General features: G+C 66.6%; 22 protein-coding genes. 19 read left to right on the top strand and 3 right to left on the bottom strand.

Annotated features, from left to right (window positions below; all coding sequences use genetic code 11):
* The first annotated feature begins 6 nt into the window (after positions 1 to 6).
* From ACOGW9_RS08035 to ACOGW9_RS07945, 19 genes are all read left to right on the top strand, one after another.
* A complete protein-coding gene (locus ACOGW9_RS08035; RefSeq protein ID WP_419910090.1) occupies positions 7 to 774 on the top strand; it encodes a menaquinol-cytochrome c reductase cytochrome b subunit in 768 nt (255 codons plus the stop codon).
* A 12-nt stretch (positions 775 to 786) separates the two neighbouring features.
* A complete protein-coding gene (locus ACOGW9_RS08030) occupies positions 787 to 1,674 on the top strand; it encodes a ubiquinol-cytochrome c reductase iron-sulfur subunit (protein ID WP_419910088.1) in 888 nt (295 codons plus the stop codon).
* Entirely contained in the window at positions 1,667 to 2,815 is a 1,149-nt protein-coding gene (locus tag ACOGW9_RS08025) for a c-type cytochrome (RefSeq protein ID WP_419910086.1), read from the top strand. Before ACOGW9_RS08030 ends, ACOGW9_RS08025 begins: the two co-directional genes overlap by 8 nt.
* Positions 2,812 to 3,732, top strand: coding sequence for a hypothetical protein (locus ACOGW9_RS08020; RefSeq protein ID WP_419910084.1), 921 nt, complete (start codon positions 2,812 to 2,814; stop codon positions 3,730 to 3,732). Before ACOGW9_RS08025 ends, ACOGW9_RS08020 begins: the two co-directional genes overlap by 4 nt.
* A 69-nt stretch (positions 3,733 to 3,801) precedes the next feature.
* Entirely contained in the window at positions 3,802 to 4,305 is a 504-nt protein-coding gene (locus tag ACOGW9_RS08015) for an NADH-quinone oxidoreductase subunit A (protein ID WP_419910082.1), read from the top strand.
* The gene (locus ACOGW9_RS08010) at positions 4,305 to 4,895 is read left to right on the top strand and encodes an NADH-quinone oxidoreductase subunit B (protein ID WP_419910080.1); all 591 of its coding nucleotides are present in this window, start codon (positions 4,305 to 4,307) and stop codon (positions 4,893 to 4,895) included. Before ACOGW9_RS08015 ends, ACOGW9_RS08010 begins: the two co-directional genes overlap by 1 nt.
* Positions 4,895 to 5,425, top strand: a complete 531-nt coding sequence (locus ACOGW9_RS08005) for an NADH-quinone oxidoreductase subunit C (RefSeq protein ID WP_419910078.1) — start codon at positions 4,895 to 4,897, stop codon at positions 5,423 to 5,425. Before ACOGW9_RS08010 ends, ACOGW9_RS08005 begins: the two co-directional genes overlap by 1 nt.
* Positions 5,422 to 6,750 carry an NADH-quinone oxidoreductase subunit D gene (locus ACOGW9_RS08000; RefSeq protein ID WP_419910076.1) on the top strand — a complete coding sequence of 443 codons (1,329 nt, stop codon included), beginning with the start codon at positions 5,422 to 5,424 and terminating at the stop codon, positions 6,748 to 6,750. Before ACOGW9_RS08005 ends, ACOGW9_RS08000 begins: the two co-directional genes overlap by 4 nt.
* Before the next feature lie 61 nt (positions 6,751 to 6,811).
* Positions 6,812 to 7,441: an NADH-quinone oxidoreductase subunit NuoE gene (nuoE, locus tag ACOGW9_RS07995; protein WP_419910074.1), complete on the top strand. Its 630-nt coding sequence runs from the start codon at positions 6,812 to 6,814 to the stop codon at positions 7,439 to 7,441.
* Between the two features lie 58 nt (positions 7,442 to 7,499).
* Positions 7,500 to 8,924, top strand: coding sequence for an NADH-quinone oxidoreductase subunit NuoF (nuoF, locus tag ACOGW9_RS07990; RefSeq protein WP_419910072.1), 1,425 nt, complete (start codon positions 7,500 to 7,502; stop codon positions 8,922 to 8,924).
* On the top strand, positions 8,917 to 11,406 hold the full coding sequence (nuoG, locus tag ACOGW9_RS07985) for an NADH-quinone oxidoreductase subunit NuoG (RefSeq protein ID WP_419910070.1): 2,490 nt from the start codon (positions 8,917 to 8,919) through the stop codon (positions 11,404 to 11,406). The genes nuoF and nuoG overlap by 8 nt, the downstream gene beginning before the upstream one ends.
* A gap of 70 nt (positions 11,407 to 11,476) precedes the next feature.
* Positions 11,477 to 12,718, top strand: a complete 1,242-nt coding sequence (nuoH, locus tag ACOGW9_RS07980) for an NADH-quinone oxidoreductase subunit NuoH (protein ID WP_419910068.1) — start codon at positions 11,477 to 11,479, stop codon at positions 12,716 to 12,718.
* On the top strand, positions 12,718 to 13,392 hold the full coding sequence (gene nuoI / locus ACOGW9_RS07975) for an NADH-quinone oxidoreductase subunit NuoI (RefSeq protein WP_419910066.1): 675 nt from the start codon (positions 12,718 to 12,720) through the stop codon (positions 13,390 to 13,392). The genes nuoH and nuoI overlap by 1 nt, the downstream gene beginning before the upstream one ends.
* Positions 13,392 to 14,018: an NADH-quinone oxidoreductase subunit J gene (locus tag ACOGW9_RS07970; protein ID WP_419910064.1), complete on the top strand. Its 627-nt coding sequence runs from the start codon at positions 13,392 to 13,394 to the stop codon at positions 14,016 to 14,018. Before nuoI ends, ACOGW9_RS07970 begins: the two co-directional genes overlap by 1 nt.
* A complete protein-coding gene (gene nuoK / locus ACOGW9_RS07965) occupies positions 14,015 to 14,329 on the top strand; it encodes an NADH-quinone oxidoreductase subunit NuoK (RefSeq protein ID WP_419910062.1) in 315 nt (104 codons plus the stop codon). Before ACOGW9_RS07970 ends, nuoK begins: the two co-directional genes overlap by 4 nt.
* A gap of 81 nt (positions 14,330 to 14,410) precedes the next feature.
* On the top strand, positions 14,411 to 16,312 hold the full coding sequence (gene nuoL / locus ACOGW9_RS07960) for an NADH-quinone oxidoreductase subunit L (protein WP_419910060.1): 1,902 nt from the start codon (positions 14,411 to 14,413) through the stop codon (positions 16,310 to 16,312).
* A gap of 94 nt (positions 16,313 to 16,406) precedes the next feature.
* On the top strand, positions 16,407 to 18,071 hold the full coding sequence (locus tag ACOGW9_RS07955) for a complex I subunit 4 family protein (protein WP_419910058.1): 1,665 nt from the start codon (positions 16,407 to 16,409) through the stop codon (positions 18,069 to 18,071).
* Entirely contained in the window at positions 18,071 to 19,666 is a 1,596-nt protein-coding gene (locus tag ACOGW9_RS07950) for an NADH-quinone oxidoreductase subunit N (protein WP_419910056.1), read from the top strand. The genes ACOGW9_RS07955 and ACOGW9_RS07950 overlap by 1 nt, the downstream gene beginning before the upstream one ends.
* Before the next feature lie 192 nt (positions 19,667 to 19,858).
* Complete coding sequence (locus tag ACOGW9_RS07945) at positions 19,859 to 21,529, top strand: RNA-binding domain-containing protein (RefSeq protein ID WP_419910054.1); 1,671 nt, start codon at positions 19,859 to 19,861, stop codon at positions 21,527 to 21,529.
* Positions 21,530 to 21,549: 20 nt separating this feature from the next.
* Here the strand turns inward: ACOGW9_RS07945 and ACOGW9_RS07940 are convergent, their stop codons facing one another.
* The 3 genes from ACOGW9_RS07940 to ACOGW9_RS07930 form a co-directional block, all read right to left on the bottom strand.
* Positions 21,550 to 22,038, bottom strand: a complete 489-nt coding sequence (locus ACOGW9_RS07940) for a hypothetical protein (protein WP_419910052.1) — start codon at positions 22,036 to 22,038, stop codon at positions 21,550 to 21,552.
* Positions 22,039 to 22,252: 214 nt separating this feature from the next.
* On the bottom strand, positions 22,253 to 22,906 hold the full coding sequence (locus tag ACOGW9_RS07935) for a hypothetical protein (RefSeq protein ID WP_419910050.1): 654 nt from the start codon (positions 22,904 to 22,906) through the stop codon (positions 22,253 to 22,255).
* The gene (locus tag ACOGW9_RS07930) at positions 22,903 to 23,658 is read right to left on the bottom strand and encodes an ATP-grasp domain-containing protein (protein ID WP_419910048.1); all 756 of its coding nucleotides are present in this window, start codon (positions 23,656 to 23,658) and stop codon (positions 22,903 to 22,905) included. Before ACOGW9_RS07930 ends, ACOGW9_RS07935 begins: the two co-directional genes overlap by 4 nt.
* Positions 23,659 to 23,665: the final 7 nt, after the last annotated feature.

The raw sequence follows: 23,665 nt of genomic DNA, 5'->3' as shown, positions 1-23,665 counted from the left end.
ACGCAGATGACTGAGATCCCCGAACACCTCCTGCGGCGCAGCGCCGAAGCCAGGGCTCGCGCTACGGGCGCTCCCGCGCCCGGCGAAGGCGATGCTCCTGCAGCTGCGCAGCCGGATGACGACGACGGCGTCACGATCCCGCGCTCGCTGCTCGAGGCCAGCCAGCAGCCGGGCGGAGCGCCCGCTGTCGCAGGCATGGCTGGCGCCCGCGGACCGGCTGCGGCCGGCGGCGGCGTGGCCACGACGCTCCCGCCGTTGATGGCGGGACCGGCGGGCAACACCCACCGTCTGCTGACGGTCGTCAAGTCGGGTTCGATTCAAGACGTCAAGGCCTCCCCGGGCGACAAGGTCCACGTCTGGCCTCACCTGCTGGCCGCAGAGTTCACCGCAGCGCTGTTCATCACGGCCTTCACGCTGGTGTTCTCGCTGTTCATCAACGCGCCGCTGCTCGAGCTGGCCAACCACAACGAGACGCCCAACCCCTCCAAGGCGCCGTGGTACTTCCTGGGCCTGCAGGAACTGCTCACGATGTTCGACCCGATGATCGCGGGCGTGACGATTCCCGGCGTTGTGCTGGTGCTGCTGGGGTTTGCGCCCTACATCGACAAGAACCCGTCGCAGCGGCCCGAGGACCGCAAGTTCGCCATCTCCGTCCAGACGATCCACCTCATGTTCTGGGCGGTGCTGGTCATCATCGGCTCGTTCTTCCGCGGGCAGGGATTCAACTTCACCTACCCGTGGGACACCGGTCTGCACGGCATCTTCCACCTGTAGGAGCACGTCGGCATGTCCACCGGAACCATCCTCGCGATTGCCATACCGGTCATCGTCGTGCTCGGTGCGGTGGTCGGCTTTGTGTCATTGCGTCGCCGTGACGTCTCGGGGCTCGGCTACCTGTCGCGTGAGACCCGCCGTCGTGACGAGATGGCGGCCGCCAGTGCAGGCGAGGCACCCCCCGACGACGACGCCGGCGCGTTCGGCGTCAGCTCAGAGGCACGCGAGCTCGAGCGCTCTGTGGCGCTTGAACGCCGCCCGCCGCCTGTCGCGGTCGACGAGCCCGAGCTGCCGCAGGACTGGGCGCCGCCGCCTGCCGCGGAAGTCGGGGTCACGCGCCGGCAGTTCCTGAACCGGTCGTCGGTCCTGCTGATGGCGACCGGTCTGGGCACCTTCAACGCCGCCATGATCGCCTTCCTGTGGCCCCGCCCGACGACCGGTTTTGGCTCGAAGATCAAGATCGGCACGGTCGACGCAGTGGACGAGGCGATTGCGTCGGGGACTCCCGCGGAGAACTTCTCGTACTTCTCCGAGGCGCGGAGCTACATCCAGCCATATCCGACCGATGCCGCGACTCTGGAGAACGCCGAGGCAACCTACGGCGGATCGGTGCTCGAGGGCATGAAGCTGGGATATGTGGCGCTGTGGCAGGTGTGCCCGCACTTGGGCTGCAAGGTGCCGGTGTGCGGCAGCTCGCAGTGGTTCGAGTGCCCCTGCCACGGCTCGAAGTACAACCGTGTCGGCGAAAAGAAGTCGGGTCCCGCGCCACGCGGCATGGACCGGTTCCCGGTGACGATCGAAGACGGGAGCGTGTTCGTCGATACCGGGCGCGTGTCCCAAGGCCCTGCCATCGGTATTGACACCACGGGTCAGGGTCTTGAGGGGCCGCACTGTGCCTGAGTTCAGCCACATGCTGGCTGCCAGCACGGAGCGATCGATCGCGATCGTGCTGTTGACGATCGTGGTCGTCGGCTGGGCGATCTACGTCTTCGTCAACATTCGCCAAGCCAAGGCAGAGGTGGGCAGCGAGATCGAGCTGGCACCCAATCGCGGCAGCTTGCCCGATGACGAAGAACTGGAGGGCCGCCGTCTTGAGAAGGTGCAGGCGTTCGGTGTCTTGATGCTGCTGATCATGGCATTGGTTCTGCCGGTGTACTGGATGCTCGAAGGCGGTCGTCGTTCAGGGGCAGAGACCTCGTTCTCCGAGTCGGCTGTGAGTCGTGGTGCAGCGCTGGCTGCCGAGCAGGAATGCACCGACTGCCACGGTGCCGACCTGGGTGGCGCGAGGTTCGCACCGGTGGTGCTCGACATCGGTCACCAGTTCATCGACAAGACGTCGTTCACCATCAACACGACATGGGAAGCCCCATCTCTTGACGATGTCTTTACCCGATTCGACACCGAAGCCGAGACGCTGGACGAGGTCAGCGAGGTGCGGCAGATCTTGGTGTACGGCAGAGGTGTCATGCCTGCGTGGGGACTCGATGGCGGTGGCCCGCTCAACGACCAGGAGATCGATGACCTGGTGGCGTGGCTGTGGGATGCCAGGATCGACAAAGACGACGAAGACAACACAGAGGCGAGGGCTCGAGCCGAGGCACGTTTCGAGGCCGCGAAGGCGTCCGATGAGTACCAAGGAGCGACCGACGGAAAGATCTTGTTCGACCTGCATTGCGCGCGCTGCCACACGCCGCGCTGGCCCGCCCGCGGCACGGCTCGATTGCCCAACAATGGAGGAACGGTTGAAGTGCTTCCCGGTCCCGACGGAGCGGGTCGTTACGGGCCGGCGCTCAACGGTGTGAGCCTCCGACGGCTATTCCCCGACTTCAACGATCACGTGTCGTTCATCTCCAACGGTGCCGACGACAACGTGCCGTACGGCGAGTTCGCTCGCCTCGGCAACTACGGCATGCCGGGTTTCAAGAAGGTGCTGGATGAGGAAGACATCCAGAAGATCGCCGCCTATGAGCGCAGTCTCGATCCAGAACGCCAGAAGACTATGGGCTTCGAAATGCTCCATGAAGCGGGAGACGACGAATGAGTGCCGTGCACGTTCTCGGCATTGTCAGCTGGGATCCGGTCCTTACTGGCTATTTGGCGGTACTCATCGGCATCGCCGTGCTGTGCGGCTCTGTGTATCTGCTGCTGGCGACCAACTTGGGCGTCCGGCTTGGCTTCCTCGTAGCGTGGACGGGGCTATGGGGTTGGATGCTGCTGATGGCCATCGTGTGGTGGGTGTTCGGCATCGGCTGGATCGGCAGCCAGCCTGGATGGAACGTGCTGCAGGTCACCGGAGACACGCAGACGTCGTTGATTCCCGAAGTGCAGCAACTCTCGGCGTACCGCGGCGTCGGCCAGCCACCTCGCGACTGGACCGAGATCGTCGTCACGAGCAACGAGGATGACGATGAGGAGGAAACGGCGGTCAGCGAGGACGAGGTCGTAGATCCCGAGATCCTCGCGGCGCAGGCATTCGTGACTGATGTTCGATCGGCGGCAGACGGACACGTCGTATGCGACGACACCGATCCGAGGCGCCTGCTCGCCGTGAATTCCTGTCTGTTCACGGCGGCCGACCACTACAAGACGCACCGGGTGCTGATCCGGGGTGGCGAGCGCTACCGGCCGCTGGGCATTCCCGACAACGTCATCACGCAGTACTTCTTCCCGAGCAGGGGCGAACCGCACTACGCGGTCGTTCAGATCCAGCCGTACAAGCCGAGGGCCGAGTTGGATCCGAACCTCCTCGATGCGAAGGGAGAGATCGTGAAGGTCGTTCCGGTCGTCGACGAGGCTGCTCCCGTGTACTCCGTCGTGATGGTGCGCGACCACGGCAGCGTCAGGCTTCGACCGGCCCTGCTGACGATCTTCTCGGCGTTGCTGTTCGGTTTGGGCTGCTATCACCTGCATCGCAGGGACCAGGCCATCTGGGCGGTACGCGAAGCTGCGGGCCAGTGACGGTCTGGCCTCGCTTGGGCCAGACTGGGATCGGCATCTGATCGGCGACGCGCAGAGGGGGACCGGGTCATGAACAGCGGCTTGGCGGAATACCTGCCGGTGCTGGTGCTCGGCGTGCTTGCCGTGGTGTTCGTGCTGCTGAGCATCGTCGCCTCGCGGCTGCTGGCTCCCCAGCGCACCACCAACGCCAAGCTGGCGTCGTACGAGTGCGGCATCGTCGATCAGGCGGACATTCCCGAGCGATTCCCGGTCCGCTTCTATCTCGTGGCGATGCTGTTCATCATGTTCGACATCGAGATCGTCTTCCTGTACCCGTGGGCGGTCGCGAACGCCGAATTGGGACTCTTCGGGTTCATGGCGATGCTGATCTTCGTCGTGATCTTCTTCCTGTCGTTTGTCTATGAGCTGGCGATGGGCGGGCTGGAGTGGGGCCCGCGCAAGCGCCGCATGATGCCGCTGCCGCCGGCCACTCGCAGCGGTGTGACCGGCGTGCGCACGGTCGGGCTGGCCGGCCGCGAGTTCGTGCCCGCCGGCGCCGATCAATCCAGCGCGGCGATGGCGGAGGCGGGCTGATGGCGGGACTCGACGACCTCAAGTCGCGCCTCGGCATTGACGACGGCCTCGCCGGGCTCGGGCACAACGTCTTCACCGCACCGGTGGAGGAGCTGGTGAAGTGGGCTCGGCGACGGAGCCTGATGCCGGCCACGTTCGGACTGGCCTGCTGCGCGATCGAGATGATGGCGACCGGCACCGCGCACTACGACCTAGCGCGCTTCGGCATGGAGACGTTCCGGGCCTCGCCTCGCCAGGCCGACCTGATGATCGTGGCGGGCCGTGTCAGCCAGAAGATGGCGCCGGTGCTGCGCCAGATCTACGACCAGATGATGGAGCCCAAGTGGGTGCTGTCGATGGGCGTCTGCGCTTCCAGCGGGGGGATGTTTAACAACTACGCCATCGTGCAGGGCGTCGATCAGGTGGTGCCGGTCGACATGTACGCACCTGGCTGCCCGCCGGGGCCCGAGACGCTGCTGCACGCCATCTTGGCTCTGCACGAGAAGATCCGCACCGGTGAGCTGATGCAGCGGCGCGCCGAGCACCGCGGCGGCGCTGCGGTGGACCTGGCGGCACATGGAGTGCCGCAATCCGGCCTGGCGGCGAATTGATGGCCGACGACGCCGCAGAGACCGACGATGCCGCGCCCGAAGGGGAAGCGAGCGATCAGCCGATGATGTTCGGCGTGCCCTGCACGGACGAGCGCGGTCAGGTGGTGATCTATCCGAGCCGCGAGGAGTACCCCGATGTGCTCGCTCTGGCTGCGGCAGACGGCTTCGAGCTCTGCGTCGACCTGTGTGCTGTCGACGCGCTCACGAATCGCAGCCGGGTGGTGCCCCCGGGGGTCGAGCCCGAGCGGTTCGAGGTGGTGGTGAATCTGCTGGACATGCGAGGGCGGCGGCGGCTGCGCATCCGCACACAGGTTCCCGCGGACGATCCGCAGGTGCCCTCGGCAGTGAATCTGTACCCGGGCACCGAAGCGCCGGAGCGAGAAGCGGCCGACCTGTTCGGCATCAGCTTCATCGATCACCCTGATCCGAGCCGGATTCTCATGCCGCCCGACTGGGTCGGCCACCCGCTGCGAAAGGACTACGCGATCGGCGCGATCCCGGTGCAGTTCAAGGCGGTCGAAGGCCGATGAGCACCTCCACGACTCCCGTGCGCCGGCCGACCGATGCCGTGCTGCGCATCTCCGAGGAGGCAGCACTCGCCGCCGCTGTCGTCGACGACGAAACCGAGGCGGCATCGGCGGCATCAGATACCGCCGATGTTCCATCGGCGCAATCAGACACAGATCCAGCCGATGAGCCGATGCTCATCAACATGGGCCCCCAGCATCCCTCCACCCATGGCGTGCTGCGCATCGCGATGGAACTGCAGGGCGAGACCGTGCTGCGGTCCAAGCCGATCATCGGGTACCTCCACACCGGCATGGAGAAGACCGCCGAGGATCTCACCTACCTGCAAGGGCCGACCAACGTCACCCGGATGGACTACGCCTCGCCGCTGTTCAACGAGCTGGTGTTCTGCCTGGCGGTCGAAGATCTGCTCGGCACCGAGATCCCGCCCCGTGCCACGTGGATCCGGATGCTCATGTGCGAGCTGAATCGCATGAGCTCGCACCTGCTGTTCCTGGCGACGAACGGCATGGACCTCGGCGCGGTCGGCATGATGCTCTACGGGTGGAAGGAGCGCGAGGAAATCCTGCGGTTCTTCGAGAGCGTCACCGGATTGCGGATGAACCACAACTACATCCGGCCGGGTGGAGTCGCGGCGGACCTGCCGGACGGGTGGCAGGCGGATGTGGAGCACATCTTGGCCGTGCTGCCGGACCGGCTGGAGCAGTTCGACACGCTGATGACCGGCCAGCCGATCTGGCGGGACCGCACCCAGGGTGTCGGCGTCATCACGGCTGATGAGGCCATCGCCATGTCAGCCACAGGACCCCTGCTGCGCAGCACCGGAGAGGCGTGGGATCTGCGCCGCACCATGCCGTACCTGGCCTACGACGAGGTGGAGTTCGATGTCGTGGTCGGCGCGTACGGCGACACCTTCGATCGCTACGCGATCCGGCTGAACGAGATACGCGAGTCAATGCGCATCGTCGAACAGTGCCTCGACATGATGCCGAAGGGCCCGTACCGCACCGAGGACCGCAAGGTCACACCGCCGCCGCGGGCCCGCATCGACGAGTCGATGGAGGCCCTGATCCATCATTTCAAGATCTTCACGGAAGGTTTCCGCGTGCCGCCCGGCGAGACCTACGTGGCGGTGGAGTCGCCGCGCGGCGAGCTGGGCTGCTACCTCGTGTCCGACGGCGGTCCCAAGCCGCAGCGAGTGCACATCCGGGCACCGTCGTTCGTCAACCTCCAGAGCCTGCCTCATCTGATGTACGGCGGCCTGATCGCCGACGCGATCGCCGTCATCTCCTCCGTCGACCCGATCATGGGGGAGGTAGACCGGTGAGGGTCTGCGACCGCCGCGTCAGCGTCGACACCGCGCCGGACGGCGAAGGGACAGGCCGGCAGTGAGCTTCTTCACTGAGGAGAACCGGGCGCTCGCGGGCGAGATCATCGGCCGCTACCCGAAGCGCCGTTCCGCGATGATCCCGCTGCTGCACGTCGCGCAAGGACAGGCCGGCTGGGTCACGCCCGAGGCGATGATCGAGATCGCCGAGCTCGTCGACACAACACCCGCCGAGGTGCTCGGCACCTGCTCGTTCTACGAGATGTTCAAGCGTGAGCCCGTCGGCAAGTACCTCGTGAACGTCTGCGTCACCATGTCGTGCGCGCTCGCCGGGGCGGTCGAGCTGATGGAGCACGCCGAAGAGCGCCTCGGGGTGCGCGCCGGCGGCACGACGCCCGACGGCATGTTCACCCTGGCATCCGCAGAATGCCAAGCCGCCTGCACCGAGGCGCCGTGCCTGCAGGTGAACTACCGGTACCGCTACCGGGTCGACACCGAGGGGTTCGATCAGCTCATCGACGATCTGGCATCGGGCAGTCTCGACAGTGAGATCCCTCAGCACGGCATCACTGCTCGCGTGCGCCAGCACATCCCGGCCGACCGAGCGGTCGGGGCCGTGCCTCCCGAATCGGTCAATGAGCAGCCGGTCTGGCTGGCGGCGCCGGCCCCCAACGGAGCAGGTTCGTCATGAGGGCTGGTAGCCGCCGCGTTGGCGTGCGGCCCGCGTCGGACGGCGGAAGGCTCGGCTGATGGCGTCGTACACGATTCCCCATGCACCCGGATTCGTGGCGAACGACGCGCCGCGCATCGTCACCGAGCGGTTCGACGATCCCGCCAGCTTCACGCTCGAGCGCTACCTCGCCACCGGCGGTTACGACGGCCTGAGGGCCGCGCTCGAGCGGCCGCCCGACGAGGTGCACAGCGAGGTGCGCGACGCGACCTTGCTGGGCCGCGGCGGCGCCGGTTTTCCCGCCGGAGTGAAGTGGGGTTTCTGCCCGCCGGGAGTGTGGCCCCGCTATCTCGTCGTCAACGGCGACGAGTCCGAGCCAGGCACCTACAAGGACCGCCTCCTCATGGAGCTCGACCCGCACCAGCTCATCGAGGGGTGCCTCATTGCCTGCTACGCGGTGGGCCTGTCGCAGTGCTTCCTCTACATCCGTGGCGAGATGGCGCTGGCGCAGGAGCGTGTGGCCCAGGCGCTCAACGAGGCCTACGAGGCCGGCTGGGTGGGGCGCAGCATCTGCGGCACCGACTTCTCGGTGGACATCGTGCTGCACTCCGGTGCCGGTGCGTATGTCGTGGGCGAGGAGACGGCGCTCATCGAGAGTCTCGAGGGCAACCGCGGCATGCCGCGCCTCAAGCCGCCCTACTTCCCCGCAGCGATCGGGCTGTACGGCCAGCCCACCATCGTCAACAACGTCGAGACGCTCTCGAACCTGCCGTGGATCATGCGCAACGGCGCTGAGGCGTTCACCGCCATCGGCACCTCCACCTCGCCGGGCACGCGCATGATCGCCGTCAGCGGCCACGTGCAGCGGCCCGGCGTGTACGAGATCACCAACGGCACCACCACGTTCCGGGACCTCATCTACGGCGAGGACTATTGCCGCGGCATGCATCCGGGCCGCGAGCTGAAGGCCTTCGTGCCCGGCGGCGGCTCAGCGCCATGGTTCACGCCTGCACAGCTCGACCTGCCCTTCGAGGCCTCCGAGGTGGGCCCGCAGGGCTCGATGCTGGGATCGGGAGCGGTGATGGTGATGGACGACACCACCGACATCCCAGCCGCGGCGCTGACCCTGACGAAGTTCTACGCGCACGAATCATGTGGCAAGTGCGTGCCATGCCGCGAGGGCGCCACCTGGCTGGAGCGGGTGCTGCGGCGCGTCTGCGACGGCACCGGCACGCCGCGTGACCTCGACGTGCTGCTCGAGGTCGGTGCTTCGATCAGCCCGGGCGATTTCCCGCATGCAGCGGTGCCCGAGCGCGGTCTCGAGGCGAAGCCGTTTCCCTACCAGATGACGACGATCTGCTTCGTCGGCCCGTCGGCATTCGCTCCGGTGCACTCGGCGTTGACGCTGTTTCCCGAAGAGTTCGAGGCCAGAGTGGCTGCGAACGCCCATCTCGACGCTGAGCTGTCGGGAGATCCCGTCTCGGAGGTAACGGTCAGTGTCTGACGCGACTGCTGCGGAGGCGGCACCCAGCACGGTCGAGGTGACCATCGACGGCGTCGCCGTCGATGCACAGCCGGGCGAACTCGTCATCGCGGCAGCCGAGCGTGCCGGGGTGCACATCCCGCGCTTCTGTTACCACGAGCGGATGAGCTCGGTCGGCATGTGCCGCATGTGCCTCGTCGAGATCGACACCGGCCGCGGGCCGCAGCTGCAGGCGTCCTGCATGGTCCCGGTCTCGCCGCAGATGGTGGTGGACACCACCAGCGAGCGTACCCAGCGTGCCCAAGAAGGCGTGCTGGAGATGCTGCTCATCAACCACCCGCTCGACTGTCCCGTGTGCGACAAGGGCGGCGAATGCCCCCTGCAGGACCAGACGATGGCGTACGGCCCGGGCGAGTCCCGCTTTGTCGAGGAGAAGCGGCATTTCCAGAAGCCGATCCCCATCTCCGAGTTGGTGCACCTCGACCGGGAGCGTTGCATCCTGTGCGACCGCTGCACCCGGTTTGCGGACGAGATCGCCGGCGACCCGCTCATCGACTTCACCGAACGAGGCAACGACACCCAGGTGCTGACCTTTCCCGGCGAACCGTTCTCGTCGTACTTCTCGGGCAACACGGTGCAGATCTGTCCCGTGGGCGCGCTCACCGCAGCGCCGTATCGCTTCAAGGCGCGACCGTGGGACCTCGCCCAGACCGAGTCCACTTGCACGACGTGCGCGGTCGGCTGCCGGATTGCAGTCCAGTCGTCGCGCAACGAACTGGTGCGCTACTTAGGGGTTGACATCGATCCGGTCAACCATGGCTGGCTCTGCGATAAGGGTCGCTTCGCCTACGGATCGGTCGGCAGCCCAGAGCGTGTCACGCGGCCGTTGCAAGCGCGCTCGGGGGGCCGGGCCGCCGACGTAGCCGAAGTCGAGCCGATGCGCAACTTCGAACCGTCGGACTGGGCCAGGGCGCTCGACGCTGTTGCCGGCGCCATCAGGACCGCTCGGCCCGGGGCGATTGCCGTGCTCGGAGGCGCCCGCGGCACGAACGAGGACGCGTACGCCTGGTCCAAGCTGGCTCGCACCGTGCTGGGTACCAACCACGTCGACGCACAGCTCGGCGACGGGCTGCCCGCGGACATCACCGTCGGCCTCGGCACCGCGACGATCGATGACGCCTGCACTGCCGACACCACGCTGCTGGTGTGCGGCGATCTGCGGGAAGAACTGCCCGTGCTGCAGCTGCGCCTGCGGGGAGCGGCGCGGTCGGGCTCGACGCGCTTGGTCGAGATCTCCCCGACGGAGACCGGCCTCACCCGTGATGCCGCACGGAGCGAGCGGTGCCGGGGCGGCGAAGCAGCCTCGGTCCTGCGTGATCTGCTCGACGGCGATGACCCGCTGAGCGACGAGTTGGCCGCCGGATCGGTGGTGGTGGTGCTGGGGCGCTCCTCGGTTGCGGAGTCCGCTGACGCAGCCGCCGAGGTGGCGTCGGTCCTGGCCGATCGCGTGCCCCACGCCAAGTACCTGGTCGCCGCCCGGCGGGGGAACATCCGGGGCGCGCTCGACATGGGCCTCGCACCGGGCCTGTTGCCCGGGCGCAGCTTGAGCGCCGACCCGACGCCCGCGCTTGCAGCAGCGTGGGGCGAGCTGCCGCCCGAACCGGGACACGACGCGGCAGGGATCCTGGCGGCAGCCGCCGCCGGAGACATCGATGTGCTCTTCCTGCTCGGCGCCGATCCCCTGACCGATTTTCCCGACAGCGTGCTCGCACGGCTCGGCGTGGCAGGCGCGCGCACCGTCGTCGCGGTGGACACCTTCCTGAACCAGTCGACGGTCGAGGCCGACGTCTTCCTGCCCGCTGCTGCATTCGGCGAGAAGTCCGGAACCACCACCAACATCGAAGGCCGCGTCTCCGCGCTGAGCGAGTTGGTGACCGCGCCCGGGTCGTCCCGCCCTGACTGGATGGTTGCCGCCGAGCTGGCGATGCTCTGCGGCGCCGACCTGGGATTCGTGTCGGTCTCCGAGATCACGGCCGAGATCGCCGCAGTCTGCGAGACGCATGCCGAAGCGATGGGATCGCCGGCCGACGGCGACGGCGTGCTGGTGCGCGGTGCAGCGTTCGAACCTGCATTGCCGCCCGCGCACGTGGCACCGCCCCGAGATGCCTACGGCTTGCGCTTGGTGTGCAACCGCAAGCTCTACGACGGGGGTGTCACGGTCGCCCAGACCCCGGCGCTGGCGTCGCTGCGGGCCGAGACCGCTTTGCGCGTGCACCCCATCGATCTCGAGCGGGTGGGCGTCGCATCGGGCACCGAGGTGGAGGTTCACTCCGAGCGAGGCGCGTTGCGCCTGCCGATCGTGGCCGATTCCGGTGTCGGCCGCCACAACGCAGTGCTGGCATTCCCGTCACCCGAGCTCGACGTGGGGGCGCTCATCGACGCGACGGCGATGGTGACCGATGTCCGCATCGAGACCCGCGTCACCCAAGAGCTGGCGTTGTGACTGGTGACCCGCTCTTTGCGGATGGCCCCGAAGGGCAGGGCGGCACCGCGGCGCCTGATGGGGCGTTGTCATGACTGGTGACCCGCTCTTTGCCGATGGAGTCGACTGGGGCGACATCGCGGTCATGGGCGTCAAGGTCGTCGTGGCCTTCGCCGCCTTGCTCGTCGCCACCATGTTCATGATCTGGTTCGAGCGCAAGCTGATCTCGGACATGCAGCACCGCATCGGCCCCAATGTGGCCGGGCCGTGGGGCCTGCTGCAGGCGTTCGCCGACGGGGTCAAGTTCTTCTTCAAGGAAGATCTGCGCCCTGCGAATGCAGATCCGCTGGTGTTCCGCCTGGCACCGTACGTCTCGGCGGTCACCGCGTTCGTGGCGTTCGCCATCGTGCCCGTCGGCGGCGTGTTCGCCGACGAGCCTGGCCGTCAGGGCACGGTCACGCTGTTCGGCAGGGAGACCATCCTGCAGGTGGCCGACCCGCCGGTCGGCATCCTGCTGCTGCTCGCGATGTCCTCGGTCGCCGTGTACGGCGTGATGCTGGCGGGCTGGTCGTCGGGGTCGAAATACCCGCTCATCGGATCGGTGCGCGCGTCGGCGCAGGCGATCTCCTACGAGGCGGCGCTGGGCATGTCGGTGGTCGCGGTGGTGATCGTGGCGGGATCGCTCTCGACGCAGAGCATCGTGGCGTCCCAAGCCGGGGGAGTGAACACCTGGCTGCTGCTGACCACGGGCATCGTGCCGTTCCTGGTCTTCCTCATCTCTGCCACCGCCGAGCTGAACCGGCCGCCCTTCGACCTCGTCGAAGCCGAGCAGGAACTGGTCGGCGGTTTCCACACCGAGTACTCCTCTATCCGGTTTGCCCTGTTCTACCTGGCCGAGTTCATGAACGTCATCACGATGTCGGCGATCATGGTGACGCTGTTCTTCGGCGGACCGGCGGGCCCGGTCTTCTTCGGCTGGACCTGGCTGTGGCCGACGGTGTGGTTCCTGGCCAAAGTCGTCGCGTTCCTGTTCATGTTCGTCTGGTTCAGGGCCACGCTGCCGAGGCTGCGCTACGACCAGCTCATGTCGCTGGGATGGAAAGTGCTCATCCCCGTGATGCTGTTCTGGCTGATGTTCTTGGGCCTGCGACAGCTCGTGTTCGACCAGGAGAGCTGGAGCTGGGCGCAACAGCTGGTGGTGACGCTCGGAGTAAGCGCTGCCGCATTTGCGCTGGGGTGGGCACTGCTGGCGGCCGCGCTGAAAGCAGCCAAGCGCAACTCCGCTGATGACGACACCGAGCCGCTCCCGACTCATACGGCAGGGAGGAGCTGATGGGCTATCTCGACGGGTTCGTGGTCACCTTCGGCAAGCTCTTCGACGAGCGTGTCACCACCGAGTACCCCCACGACAAGCGACCGAAGCCACCTCGCTTTCACGGTCGCCACGTGCTCAACCGCTACCCCGACGGCATGGAGAAATGCATCGGGTGCGAGCTGTGCGCCGGGGTATGCCCAGCGCGCTGCATCTACGTGCGCGGCGCGGACAACCCCCCCGACAACCCGGTCGCGCCCGGGGAGCGCTACGGCTACGTCTACGAGATCAACTACCTGCGCTGCATCCACTGCGATCTGTGCGTGGAGGCCTGCCCCACCGAGGCCATCACCGAGACGAAGGTCTTCGAGTTCAGCTTTCCCACCCGGCGTGACGCCATCTACACCAAGGATGAACTCCTCACCGACGACGACGGCCAGCCCCGGCGTCAGCCGTGGGAGCTGTGGCACGAAGGTGACGACGAGCACACCTCGGGCTGGATGCGAGCGACGTCTCCCTCCGGCCAGCCGGCCTATGAAGGGCGTGTCGCGTGGAGCGGCGAGCTGGGGTACGGGGTGCGGGCGCCCGAGCAGGGCCAGCACGCCGAGCCCGACGACGACGAGCTCGAGGACCAACCAGTCGGCGACGATCATGGCGCCGCCGGCGATCAGCACAGCCACGGGAGCGGCCACTGATGGTCGAAGTGGTGGTGTTCGCGGTTGCCGCCGCCGCGTGCCTCGTCGGCGCGATCGGCGTGGTGCTCTCGCGCAATCCGGTGCACGCAGCGCTCATGCTGGTGATGACGCTGTTCGGCATCGCAGTGCTGTTCGTGGCACAGCAGGCGCACTTCATCGCGGCCGTGCAGGTCATCGTCTATGCGGGCGCGATCGTCGTGCTGTTCCTGTTCGTCATCATGCTGCTGGGCGTCGACCGGGCCACCGAGCTGTCCATGGGTGCGTTGCCGGCGCAGCGTTGGACTGCCGCTGCGTTCGGTCTCGGCGGTGCAGCCGTGCTGATCTGGCTGGTGGCGGCCGTCGACCGGCTGTTCAAGGGCGCCAAGTCGCTGGCGCTCGACACCGCAGGTGTCACGGACGCCGGTGCGGGCAGCGACCCCACCGACTACGTCGCAGATGTCAGCGCCCTCGCCCGGTCGCTGTTCTCCGACTATGTGTATGCGTTCGAGTTGACCTCGCTGCTGCTCATCGTAGCCGTCATCGGCACGGTGATCCTGGCCCGCCGCAGCGGTTACGGCGGCAGCCAGCAAAACGGCAATGCGTCGGAGGCCGCCAAGGCTGAAACGTCGAGCGAGGCCGGCCAATGAACGGTCTCGAGGTGGTGACGAGCTGGTACCTCGTCCTCGGCGCGCTGCTGTTCATCATCGGCGGCACCGGGCTGCTGGTGAGGCGCAACCCGCTGATCATGCTGATGTGCGTCGAGCTGATGCTGAACGGCGTCAATCTCAGCTTCATCGCGTTCGCGGATCGCTTCGGCGACGTGCATGGACAGACGGTGGTGCTGTTCGTTCTGGTGGTTGCCGCCGCCGAAGTCGTGGTGGGCCTCGGGTTGGTGGTCGCGGTGCTGCGTGCCTCGCCACGCGCCACGGCGGACGATCTGTCTGCCTTGAGGGGCTGAGCTCATGATGGAGCCTCGAAGAGTGCGACATCCGGCACTGCCAATGCGTAGCCCGGCGACCGGCGCAGGGAGCTGACAGCGATGGTGGAACTGGTGTGGCTCATTCCGGCGCTGCCGCTGGCTGGCTTCGCGATCCTGCTGGTGGCCGGTCCACGTCTCGGCGAGCCCCGGGCGGGTTGGCTGGCCACGGCCGCCAGTGCCGGATCGTTCCTGTTGACGCTCATCACGTTCGCCGGGTTGCTGGGGCTCGAGTCGGTCAGCAAAGGCGGTGCCGGGGGGCGCGGCGGGCGCGAGGACGTCTCGACGCTGTTCGAGTGGATGCCGATCGGCGGCCTCAAGGTTGACGCTGCGCTGCTGGTGGACCCGCTGTCGATGACGATGGCGCTGTTCGTGACCGGCGTCGGGACGCTGATCCATCTCTATTCGGTCGGCTACATGGGGGGCGACCCGAAGTACTCCAAGTTCTTCCTGTACCTCAACCTGTTCCTGTTCTCGATGCTCATGCTGGTACTGGGCGAGAACCTCGTGGTCACCTTCCTGGGCTGGGAGGGCGTCGGCACCTGCTCGTACCTGCTCATCTCGTTCTGGCACGAGCGGCCTACCGCTGCCACCGCGGGCAAGAAAGCGTTCGTCACCAACCGCATCGGCGACTTCGGCTTCATGATCGCCACGTTCCTGCTGTGGACCACGCTCGGCACGGTGTCGTATGCAGGCATCGCGGAAGCGTCTGGCGGCTTGGCAACCGGAACCGCCACCGCGGTGTCGCTGCTGCTGCTCCTGGCGGCCGCGGGCAAATCGGCCCAGCTACCGCTGTACGTGTGGCTGCCCGACGCCATGGAGGGCCCCACCCCGGTCTCGGCCATGGTGCATGCCGCCACGATGGTGACCGCCGGCGTGTACCTGCTGGTGCGGCTCAACCCGGTGCTGACAGACGAAGCACTGCTCGTCATCGCCATCGTGGGCGCAGCCACCGCGCTATTCGCCGCGCTCGCCGCGGTGGCCCAGCACGACATCAAGAAGGTGTTGGCGTACTCCACCGTCAGCCAGCTCGGCTACATGTTCTTGGCAATCGGCTCAAAGGCCTATGTGGCGGCGATCTTCCACGTCGTCACCCATGCGTTCTTCAAGGGACTGTTGTTCTTGGGTTCCGGCTCGGTCATCCACGGTCTCGGCGACGAGCAGGACATGCGCAGGATGGGCGCGCTGCGGGCGGTCATGCCCATCACGGCGGTCACCTTCATCGTCGGGTGGCTGGCGATTGCCGGGGTGCCGCCGCTGTCGGGCTTCTGGTCCAAAGACGAGATCCTGCTTGCGGCGTGGGAGCAGTCTGACATCGGTCCGCTGCTGTGGGCCGTGGGCCTCGTCACTGCCCTGCTGACCGCCTATTACATGAGCCGCCAGACGTTCCTGGTGTTCTTCGGCGGCCAGCGCTGGGACGACGGAGCACACCCGCACGAGTCGCCGCCCACCATGACGCTGCCGCTGGTGCTGCTGGCAGGAGCAGCAGCCATCGGCGGCGTCATGAACCTGCCGCTGGTGAAGGACTGGCTGGTGCTCGAGCACTTCTTGGAGCCCGTGCTGGCTCACCCGCACCACTTCTCCTCGGGCACCGGCACCAAGCTGCTGCTTGCACTCATTGCCGTCGTGGCTGCACTCGGGGGCATCGCGTTCGCGATCCGGGCGTGGCTGCAGGCGCGCATCCCTGCCGACCGGCTTGAGCCGGCGTTGCTCGAGAACGTCTTCTACGTCGACTCGACCATCTCTAACTTCGTGGGCGGCCCGGGCACCAAGGCGTTCGAGGCCGCCGCCACGGCCGACCGGCGGTTCGTGGACGGTGCCGTCAACGGTGTCGCACGGCTCGTCCAGATGCTGGGCCAAGCGGTGCGACCGCTGCAGTCGGGCTACCTGCGGCACTACGCATCGGGCGTGGCTGTCGGTGCGATCATCCTCGTCATCTGGCTGGCGCTGCGAGGCGCGGCATGAGGGTGCATCGATGCTGGTTCCATCGTGCGGGCGTTGCCGTCGCGCGACTGCCGGCAAGCGCCGTCTCTTCATGCGCGTGCCGCGAGGATGAGCGATGAACGCGGCGGCACTGCTCGGGGCTTCCGGCACCACCGACTTCCCGATACTGAACGCGTTGATCTTCGTGCCCGCGGTGGGGGCGCTGGTGGTTGCCCTGCTGCCGCGCAGCCGGCCCGACCTCGCCCGCCCTGTGGGAGCGCTGTTTGCCGGCATCGCCGGTGCGCTGGCGCTCGCGCTCGCCTGGCAGTTCGACACCGCCGCAGCGGCGAAGGCTGCGACCGTCGGCGAGGGCTTCCAGTTCGTCAGCCACCAGTCATGGATCCCGGAGCTTGGAATCTCGTGGCACGTGGGCGTCGACGGCATCTCGCTGTGGCTGGTGGTGCTGACCAGCGTGATCGTGCCGATCGTGCTGGCCGGCGTCGACCCCCACCACGACCCCAAGCCCTACACGGCATGGATGCTGCTGCTGCAGGCCGGCTCGGTCGGCGCGTTCGTCGCCCTCGACCTGTTCCTGTTCTTCGTGATGTTCGAAGTGGTGCTGGTCCCCATGTACCTGCTCATCGCGGGCTGGGGCTACGACGGGCGCCGCTACGCCGCCACGAAGTTCTTCATCTACACGATGGCCGGTTCCGCGCTGCTGCTCGTGGCGATCGTGGCCACGGCCGTGCTCGGCTCGCCCGAGAGCGGCATCACGTTCGACCTCGTGGCACTCGCCGAAGAACAGGGGCTGGCCACCAACACAGCGCGCCTCTGCTTCGTGGCGTTCGCGATTGCCTTCCTCGTGAAGGTGCCGGTAGTGCCGCTGCACACCTGGCTGCCCGATGCGCACACCGAGGCACCCACAGCGGGCTCCGTGGTGTTGGCCGCGGTGCTGCTGAAACTCGGCACCTACGGCCTGCTGCGGTTCGGCCTGTACCTGTTCCCCGAGGCGTCCGACTGGGCGGCGCCCGTGCTGGTGACGGTCGGCGTGGTGGGCGTCATCTGGGGCGCGATCACGGCTGCCATGCAGCGCGACCTCAAACGGCTCGTGGCCTATTCCTCGGTGGCCCACATGGGCTTCATCGTGCTGGGCATCTTTGCGTTCACCACTACGGCCATCGGCGGTGGGGTGATCCAGATGGTCAACCACGGCATCAGCACCGGCGCCTTGTTCCTGCTGGTGGGGATGCTGTACGAACGGCGCAGGACACGGCAGATCGACGAGCTGGCCGGCATCCAGTCGGCAGCGCCGGTCTATGCCGGGGTGTTCACGCTGATCATGCTGTCGTCGGTGGGCGTGCCGGGCCTGAACGGCTTCGTGGGAGAGTTCCTGATCCTGATCGGCTCGTTCGACACGCGGCCCGTATGGACGATCATCGCTGCAACCGGGGTGATCCTGGCGGCGCTGTACCTGCTGTGGGCTTACCAGCGGGTGTTCCACGGGCCCCCTGCCGCAGCCGATCGACAGACAGCCGACTTGCGCCGGGGCGAGCTGATGACGCTGGCGCCGTTCGTCATCGCTGTAGTGGCGCTCGGGGTGTATCCCAAACCGCTTCTCACCGCTACCGAGCCCGCCGCCAAGTGCTTGGTGATGCACGTCACCGTGCACAGCGCCGACGAGCTGCCTGACCCTGCCGATCCCGTCGTCGTCTTCGACGGGTGCGACATCCGTGACAGCGCCGACTCGGCCGGCGACGGCATCGGCGATCGCGTCGATGACACAGCCGGGGACGACCACTGATGCCGCCGCTCTTCGTGTCGCCGGGCGTCGACTGGTGGGTGCTCGTCCCGCAGATCATCCTCGTCGGTGCCGCGCTCGGGTTGCTGCTGGTGGCTTCGCTGGCGCCGCGAGCGCTGCCCGCCTGGGCGTCCACGATCGTCACGATCGCCACTGGCGCTGCCACCGCCATCACCGCTGCAATTCAGTGGACCGACTGGGGATCCGCGCCGCGCGCCACGTTGAAGGGCGCATTTGTCAGCGACGGCTTCAGCCTGCTCATCACCGTGCTCATCGGCGCGGGTGTGGTGATGACCGCCCTAGTCGCGCACTCCGCCCTCGACCGCTACTCCATGGCGCCACCGGAGTTCGCGGCGCTGCTGCTGGCGTCTGCCGCGGGCGCCGTGGTGATGGCGGGCGCCAACGACCTCATCGTGCTGTTCCTGGGCCTCGAATCGCTCTCGATCGCCTTGTACGTGCTGATTGCACTGGCGGGCCGGCGTGCGAGCGCCCGCGAGTCCGCCATGAAGTACTTCGTGCTGGGAGCGTTCAGCTCGGCGTTCTTCCTGTACGGCATCGCGCTGGTCTACGGCGCCACCGGCGGCACCAATCTCAGCCGGATCTCGGAGTTCCTCTTCGGAACGGTCCGAGACAACGACTACCTGCTGCTGGCCGGCGTGGCGCTGCTGCTGGTGGGCCTGGGATTCAAGATCGCCGCCGTCCCGTTCCACTTCTGGGCGCCCGATGTGTACGAGGGCGCCCCGAGCCCGGTCACCGGCTACCTCGCGTCGATCGCCAAGGCCGCGGGCTTCGCGGCGCTGGCGCGGGTGCTGTATGTGGCGGTATTCCAGCAGGGCACCGTCTGGTCGCCGATCATCGTGGCGCTGGCGTTCGCATCGCTGTCGGTCGGCGCGGTGATGGCCATCTGCCAGTCCGACGTAAAGCGCATGCTGGCGTTCAGCTCGATCAGCCACGCCGGCTTCGTCCTCGTCGGCTTGGCGGCCATCGATCCCGAAATCGCGGACCAGCTCTGGGCGAACTTCGCCGGCTGGGTCGGCGTTGCCGCCGATCTCGGCGACGGCGTCTCGTCGGCCGTCTTCTACCTCGTCGTCTATTCGTTCATGGCGCTGGGCAGCTTTGCCGTGCTGTCGGCAGTCGTCGGATCGTCGGCGGATCCCGATGACGGCACCAGCCGCCATGATCTCAGTCGGTACAGCGGGCTGGCCCGCCGGCGGCCGGTGCTGTCGCTCGCCTTCGCCGTGCTCCTGCTCGCGCAAGCTGGCGTCCCGCTCACGGCGGGGTTCGTGGCCAAGTTTGAAGTCATCCGCGCAGCCGTCGGCGAGGGCATCTATGTCCTGGCGGCCGTTGCTATGGTCACCGCGGTCGTGAGCGCCTTCGCCTACCTGCGCGTCGTGCTGGCGATGTACGCACCGGAGGGCGCAACCGCCGCTGGGGATGATGCTCCGACCGCCCGAGTCAGCCGCCCTCGCTGGGGCGACCTGCCCCTGACGACGGTGCTGGCCATCGCCCTCGCGGTGGCGGTGACCCTCGTCGTCGGCGTCCTCCCGCAGACGCTCCTCGAATGGAGCGCCGACGCCGCCCTGTCGATCTTCCCCTAGCCCAGCTCGCAGCTTTGCAAAGTTTTGATCAAGAAGTCAAACCCACGGCAAATTTCAAAACTTTGACTCCACAACATCGCCCCGCGACCTCAAGCGAGGCGCCCGGCAGTCCGACGGCACCTGTTATTGCAATGTTTTGAACGAGAAGTCAAAGTATTTCTAAAGTTCAAAACTTTGAACTAGACTGGTCCTATGGATATCAGCGACGTACGTGACCTCATCGCGGGCGGCGAGTCTCTGACCGTCGAGTTCAAGATGCAAGTCGATGCGACCGAGCTTGTCGAGGCCGTTGTCTGTCTCGCCAACACGGACGGCGGTCAGGTGCTCGTGGGCATCGACGAGAAATCCCGCGAGATCGTCGGCGCCGAACCGTGGCCCAGGATGGAACTGATCCCGGCTCGCATCGAAGCCCATGTCGCTGCCAACACCGAGCCGTCTGTCCGTGTGTCCGTCGAGGTCGTCAATGACGGAGCGTGCCCGGTGGTGGTTGTCGGTGTACCGCCCACCGATACCGTCGTGGCTACAAGCAAGGGCAAGTTCGTGCGACGCGCTCTTGATGTCCACGGCAGGCCACAGTGCCTGCCGATGCGGCCGAGCGAGGTGCTGTCACGAGCGGGAAGCACCGGGCAGCGCGACTTCACCCGAATGCCGCTGCCCGCCGCGACGTCCGATGACTTGGACCCACTGGAGATCCAGCGCTTCCGCGATATGGCGATCAGCGAGGACGGCGACGCAGTGCTGGCTTCTCTGGATGACGAAGCGCTGCTGCGTGCGCTGGAACTCGTCGACCTCACAGGTCAGCTGTGTGTCGGCAGCGTGCTGCTGTTCGGCACGCAGGCCGCAGTGCGCCGTCACATCCCCGTCGCCGAAGTCGCCTTCCAGCATGTCAGCGCAGCGCTGGATGTTCTGGCGAACGACATCAGCTGTGTGCCGCTTCTTCGGGCGATGTCGGAGCTGTTCGAGCGGGTGCAGGCGCGCAATAGCCAGGAAGAGCTGGAAATGGGCATGTTCCGTGTGCCGATCCCGCGATTTGCGGAAGTGACCGTGCGCGAACTGATCGCCAACGCTCTCACACACCGCGACTACTCGGCTCTCGGCCCAACCCAAGTCGTTCTCACCGACTCCGGGCTCGAAGTGTCCAATCCAGGAGGATTTCCTGTCGGAGTCACGCTGGCCAACATGCTGGTCGCGCCGCCGCGGCCTCGCAACCCGCTCCTCGCTGACGTGTTCAAGCGCGCCGGATTGGTCGAGCGAATGAGCCGCGGGATCGGCTTGGCATTCTGGGGCCAGTTGCGGCTCGGTCACCCCCCGCCCGACTATGCCGGCAGCAATCCGGCGTCAGTCGTGGTGCGAGTGCGTGCCGGCCCTGCTGACCGCGAGTTCGCGGGCTATGCAGAGGAAGCTCGGCGCGAGGGCAACGAATTGGAACTCGACGAGCTGCAAGTGCTGCACGAGGTGCGCCGCGAGCGCATCGTGTCCGCCAGACGTGTCGCCGAACTGATCCAGCGTGATCAAGCCCATGCTCGCGGGCTGCTCGGAACACTCATCGAGAAAGGACTCATCGAGCCTCGCGGTCGTGGTCGGGGCCGCGAGTACCACCTGTCCGCCTCCTTGTATCGCCGCTTTCATGAGGAACCGCGCTATGTGCGCACGCGCGGCTACGACCGCCTCCAACAGGAACAGATGATCCTCAGCTATGTGCGCGCGCACGGCTCGATTGCTCGTCGCGAAGCTGCCGAGCTGTGCCAGGTCGATTCGGCAGTCGCCGCCCGATTGCTTCGGGAGATGCGCGATGAAGGCACACTGGACCTCATCGGCGAGCGCCGCACTGCGCGCTATGTGGCCGCCCCTTCAGTTCGCTGATGTCGCAATCACATGGGACCTTAACCGTATGGGTTGAAGTCACTCAGGTTCACGGTCAATTCCAGTTCGGCCAGCACCGTGACTTCGGCCATTCCTGCCACGGCGCGATTTTCGGACCAATCAATACTTCGCACGGGAAAGCCATTCTGCTGCATCCTGGGGCCTTGGATTAGCAGCAGGTCAGGCAGCGATTCGAACTCGCCCGTGAAGACGAACGTGCAGCTCGGCTGTCGCTCGGCGACTGGGTACAGGATGCCGATGATGTTGCGAGTCTGACCGACCAGCGAGTAGGTGGCGTTTGGAACGTCGTCGAAGGCGCTGCCTCGACCGGTGACCCGGTCACACTGCGGCTCCAAGAGCGGTTCGTAGGTGATCACGTTGTAGAACCCCACGGTCAGCGCGTAGGTGGTCAGAGACGGTTCGGGCGGAGCGTCGGCCTCGATGCTGTTGGAGCAGCCCGCGATGAAGAGGGCGACTGAGAAACAGGCAGCAAATCGACGCATGGGCATGATTCAATCCTCTCATGCAGGGTTAGGTGCGCTGCTGACGCAGGCGGTTGACACCAGGGTTGGTGCGATCAGGCGGGCGCTCAAGCCAAGGCCTTGCGCGGCGGGGGCTTGGAACCCACAAGTGCCAAGTCCGGAACGCGCTCGAACCGTAACTGCTGGCCGCGCCCATGGGTCCAGTGCATACGTCACTGGATGCCGACGGCGGATGAGGCGATCACCAGTGGATCATCAAGAGCCCAACTGCTCCTACGGTCGCACCGATGACGATCCAGACGACACCGGTTCCGAGGTGGGTCAGTCGCGCAGCGTTGGTGTTCTCGCCCACGCCCACATTCTCGGCGTAGTCCCGAGCGAGAAACCCCTTCAGATCTGCGGACTCGTGCGTCAATTGGAGGGTGTCGGTCTTCATGAAGGATGCTCTGCCCGCGATGAGCGCTCCCATGACGAGAGTGCCCCAGATCGTCATTGCCGGTCCCAACAGGATTAGGACTCGAGCAATCGTCCTCTCAGGTTGCGCCAGCCTGCTGAGGTCGTTGAGGGCGGTGAGGAGGAACACCGTGACGGCGAGTCCGACTGGCAGGAGCGCGCTCGCTCGCCGGGTCAGATACTGCAGCTGGACGCGCTGTTCGTCTAGCTGCCTTCGGCCTTCCTCGATGGCGAGTTGGTGATCGTCGTCGCTCCAAGAGTCAATGCCGTCGCCGAGACGTCCTTGGTGGGCGCGCCGGTCCCTGTAATGGTTGATGCGGTAGCGGGTGAATACCGCGAGCACGAACGTTGCGTGATGATGGGTCCACCAGCGGGAGCGGTCGGACGCTCGTGCTTCGGACGGTGTCGGATCAGCCGAGTCCGGGGCAGTCTCGGGTCTCATCGCTGCCCGGCCAAGAAGTCGACTATGCGGTCGGTGATTGGATCGGCGACGTCTTTGGGCAGAAACAGCCACTGGCCGGCCGGGTTCAAGTCGATGAACACTGCCGGACCCGACTTCGGGACGAGCCAGTCCTGGCTTGAGAATCCGACGCCGAGCGCCTTGGCGAGGCGCACAGCTTGGCGTTCGACTTCTGGTGCCTCGCATCGCTGCCATGAGGTGTGGGCCTCGTCCGCCTCTCGCCAGTCGAGTGGCCACGATTCCGCATCAAGTGCAGCCGTGCACGCGGAGGCCACGGCAGTGACGATTCGCAGGTGTCGGTGCACCTCGATGCGCTCTTGCGTCACGAACGGAGCTGCGGCGAAGTCGCCGGACTCCAGAATGTCTGTCGTCAGCTGTGTGGTGTGCACGGCTCTTGGTCGGCCCTCGGCATCGACAAAGGCACCCGTCGCGAGCGGCTTGAGGACTGCATCGCTTCCCAACACGCGCCGAATCCGATCAGGGTCCGACGACACGAACGTCGAAGGCGTGGCTATCCCGAGTCCGTGAGCGACAGCCAACTGGTGAATGCGGTCTTCGGCTGCCTGCAACGCATCGATGCCAGTCAGCCACTTGCGCCTGCCGTGCCGGGCGATGGCCGCGACGAGACGTACACGGGCCCGCAGCGAGACGTCCGCGACAGAGCCCACGAGATCACCCGTCGTCCACCTGCTCGACGCCACGCGCCGCAGCCAGCCCCGACTCGCATCGGCCACCTCGACC

Source organism: Candidatus Poriferisodalis sp. (genome assembly GCF_965203655.1).
GTDB lineage: Bacteria > Actinomycetota > Acidimicrobiia > Acidimicrobiales > Poriferisodalaceae > Poriferisodalis.
This window is presented reverse-complemented; position numbering and strand designations above follow the sequence as displayed.

Coding starts and splice junctions, on each gene's coding strand:
- ACOGW9_RS08010 (WP_419910080.1), top strand. CDS start 4,305: ATGGCGGGACTCGACGACCTCAAGTCGCGCCTCGGCATTGACGACGGC.
- ACOGW9_RS07950 (WP_419910056.1), top strand. CDS start 18,071: ATGCCGCCGCTCTTCGTGTCGCCGGGCGTCGACTGGTGGGTGCTCGTC.
- nuoH (WP_419910068.1), top strand. CDS start 11,477: ATGACTGGTGACCCGCTCTTTGCCGATGGAGTCGACTGGGGCGACATC.
- nuoL (WP_419910060.1), top strand. CDS start 14,411: ATGGTGGAACTGGTGTGGCTCATTCCGGCGCTGCCGCTGGCTGGCTTC.
- ACOGW9_RS07940 (WP_419910052.1), bottom strand. CDS start 22,038: ATGCCCATGCGTCGATTTGCTGCCTGTTTCTCAGTCGCCCTCTTCATC.
- nuoI (WP_419910066.1), top strand. CDS start 12,718: ATGGGCTATCTCGACGGGTTCGTGGTCACCTTCGGCAAGCTCTTCGAC.
- ACOGW9_RS08035 (WP_419910090.1), top strand. CDS start 7: ATGACTGAGATCCCCGAACACCTCCTGCGGCGCAGCGCCGAAGCCAGG.
- nuoK (WP_419910062.1), top strand. CDS start 14,015: ATGAACGGTCTCGAGGTGGTGACGAGCTGGTACCTCGTCCTCGGCGCG.
- nuoF (WP_419910072.1), top strand. CDS start 7,500: ATGGCGTCGTACACGATTCCCCATGCACCCGGATTCGTGGCGAACGAC.
- ACOGW9_RS08030 (WP_419910088.1), top strand. CDS start 787: ATGTCCACCGGAACCATCCTCGCGATTGCCATACCGGTCATCGTCGTG.
- ACOGW9_RS07935 (WP_419910050.1), bottom strand. CDS start 22,906: ATGAGACCCGAGACTGCCCCGGACTCGGCTGATCCGACACCGTCCGAA.
- ACOGW9_RS07955 (WP_419910058.1), top strand. CDS start 16,407: ATGAACGCGGCGGCACTGCTCGGGGCTTCCGGCACCACCGACTTCCCG.
- ACOGW9_RS07970 (WP_419910064.1), top strand. CDS start 13,392: ATGGTCGAAGTGGTGGTGTTCGCGGTTGCCGCCGCCGCGTGCCTCGTC.
- ACOGW9_RS08020 (WP_419910084.1), top strand. CDS start 2,812: ATGAGTGCCGTGCACGTTCTCGGCATTGTCAGCTGGGATCCGGTCCTT.
- ACOGW9_RS07945 (WP_419910054.1), top strand. CDS start 19,859: ATGGATATCAGCGACGTACGTGACCTCATCGCGGGCGGCGAGTCTCTG.
- ACOGW9_RS08005 (WP_419910078.1), top strand. CDS start 4,895: ATGGCCGACGACGCCGCAGAGACCGACGATGCCGCGCCCGAAGGGGAA.
- ACOGW9_RS08015 (WP_419910082.1), top strand. CDS start 3,802: ATGAACAGCGGCTTGGCGGAATACCTGCCGGTGCTGGTGCTCGGCGTG.
- ACOGW9_RS08000 (WP_419910076.1), top strand. CDS start 5,422: ATGAGCACCTCCACGACTCCCGTGCGCCGGCCGACCGATGCCGTGCTG.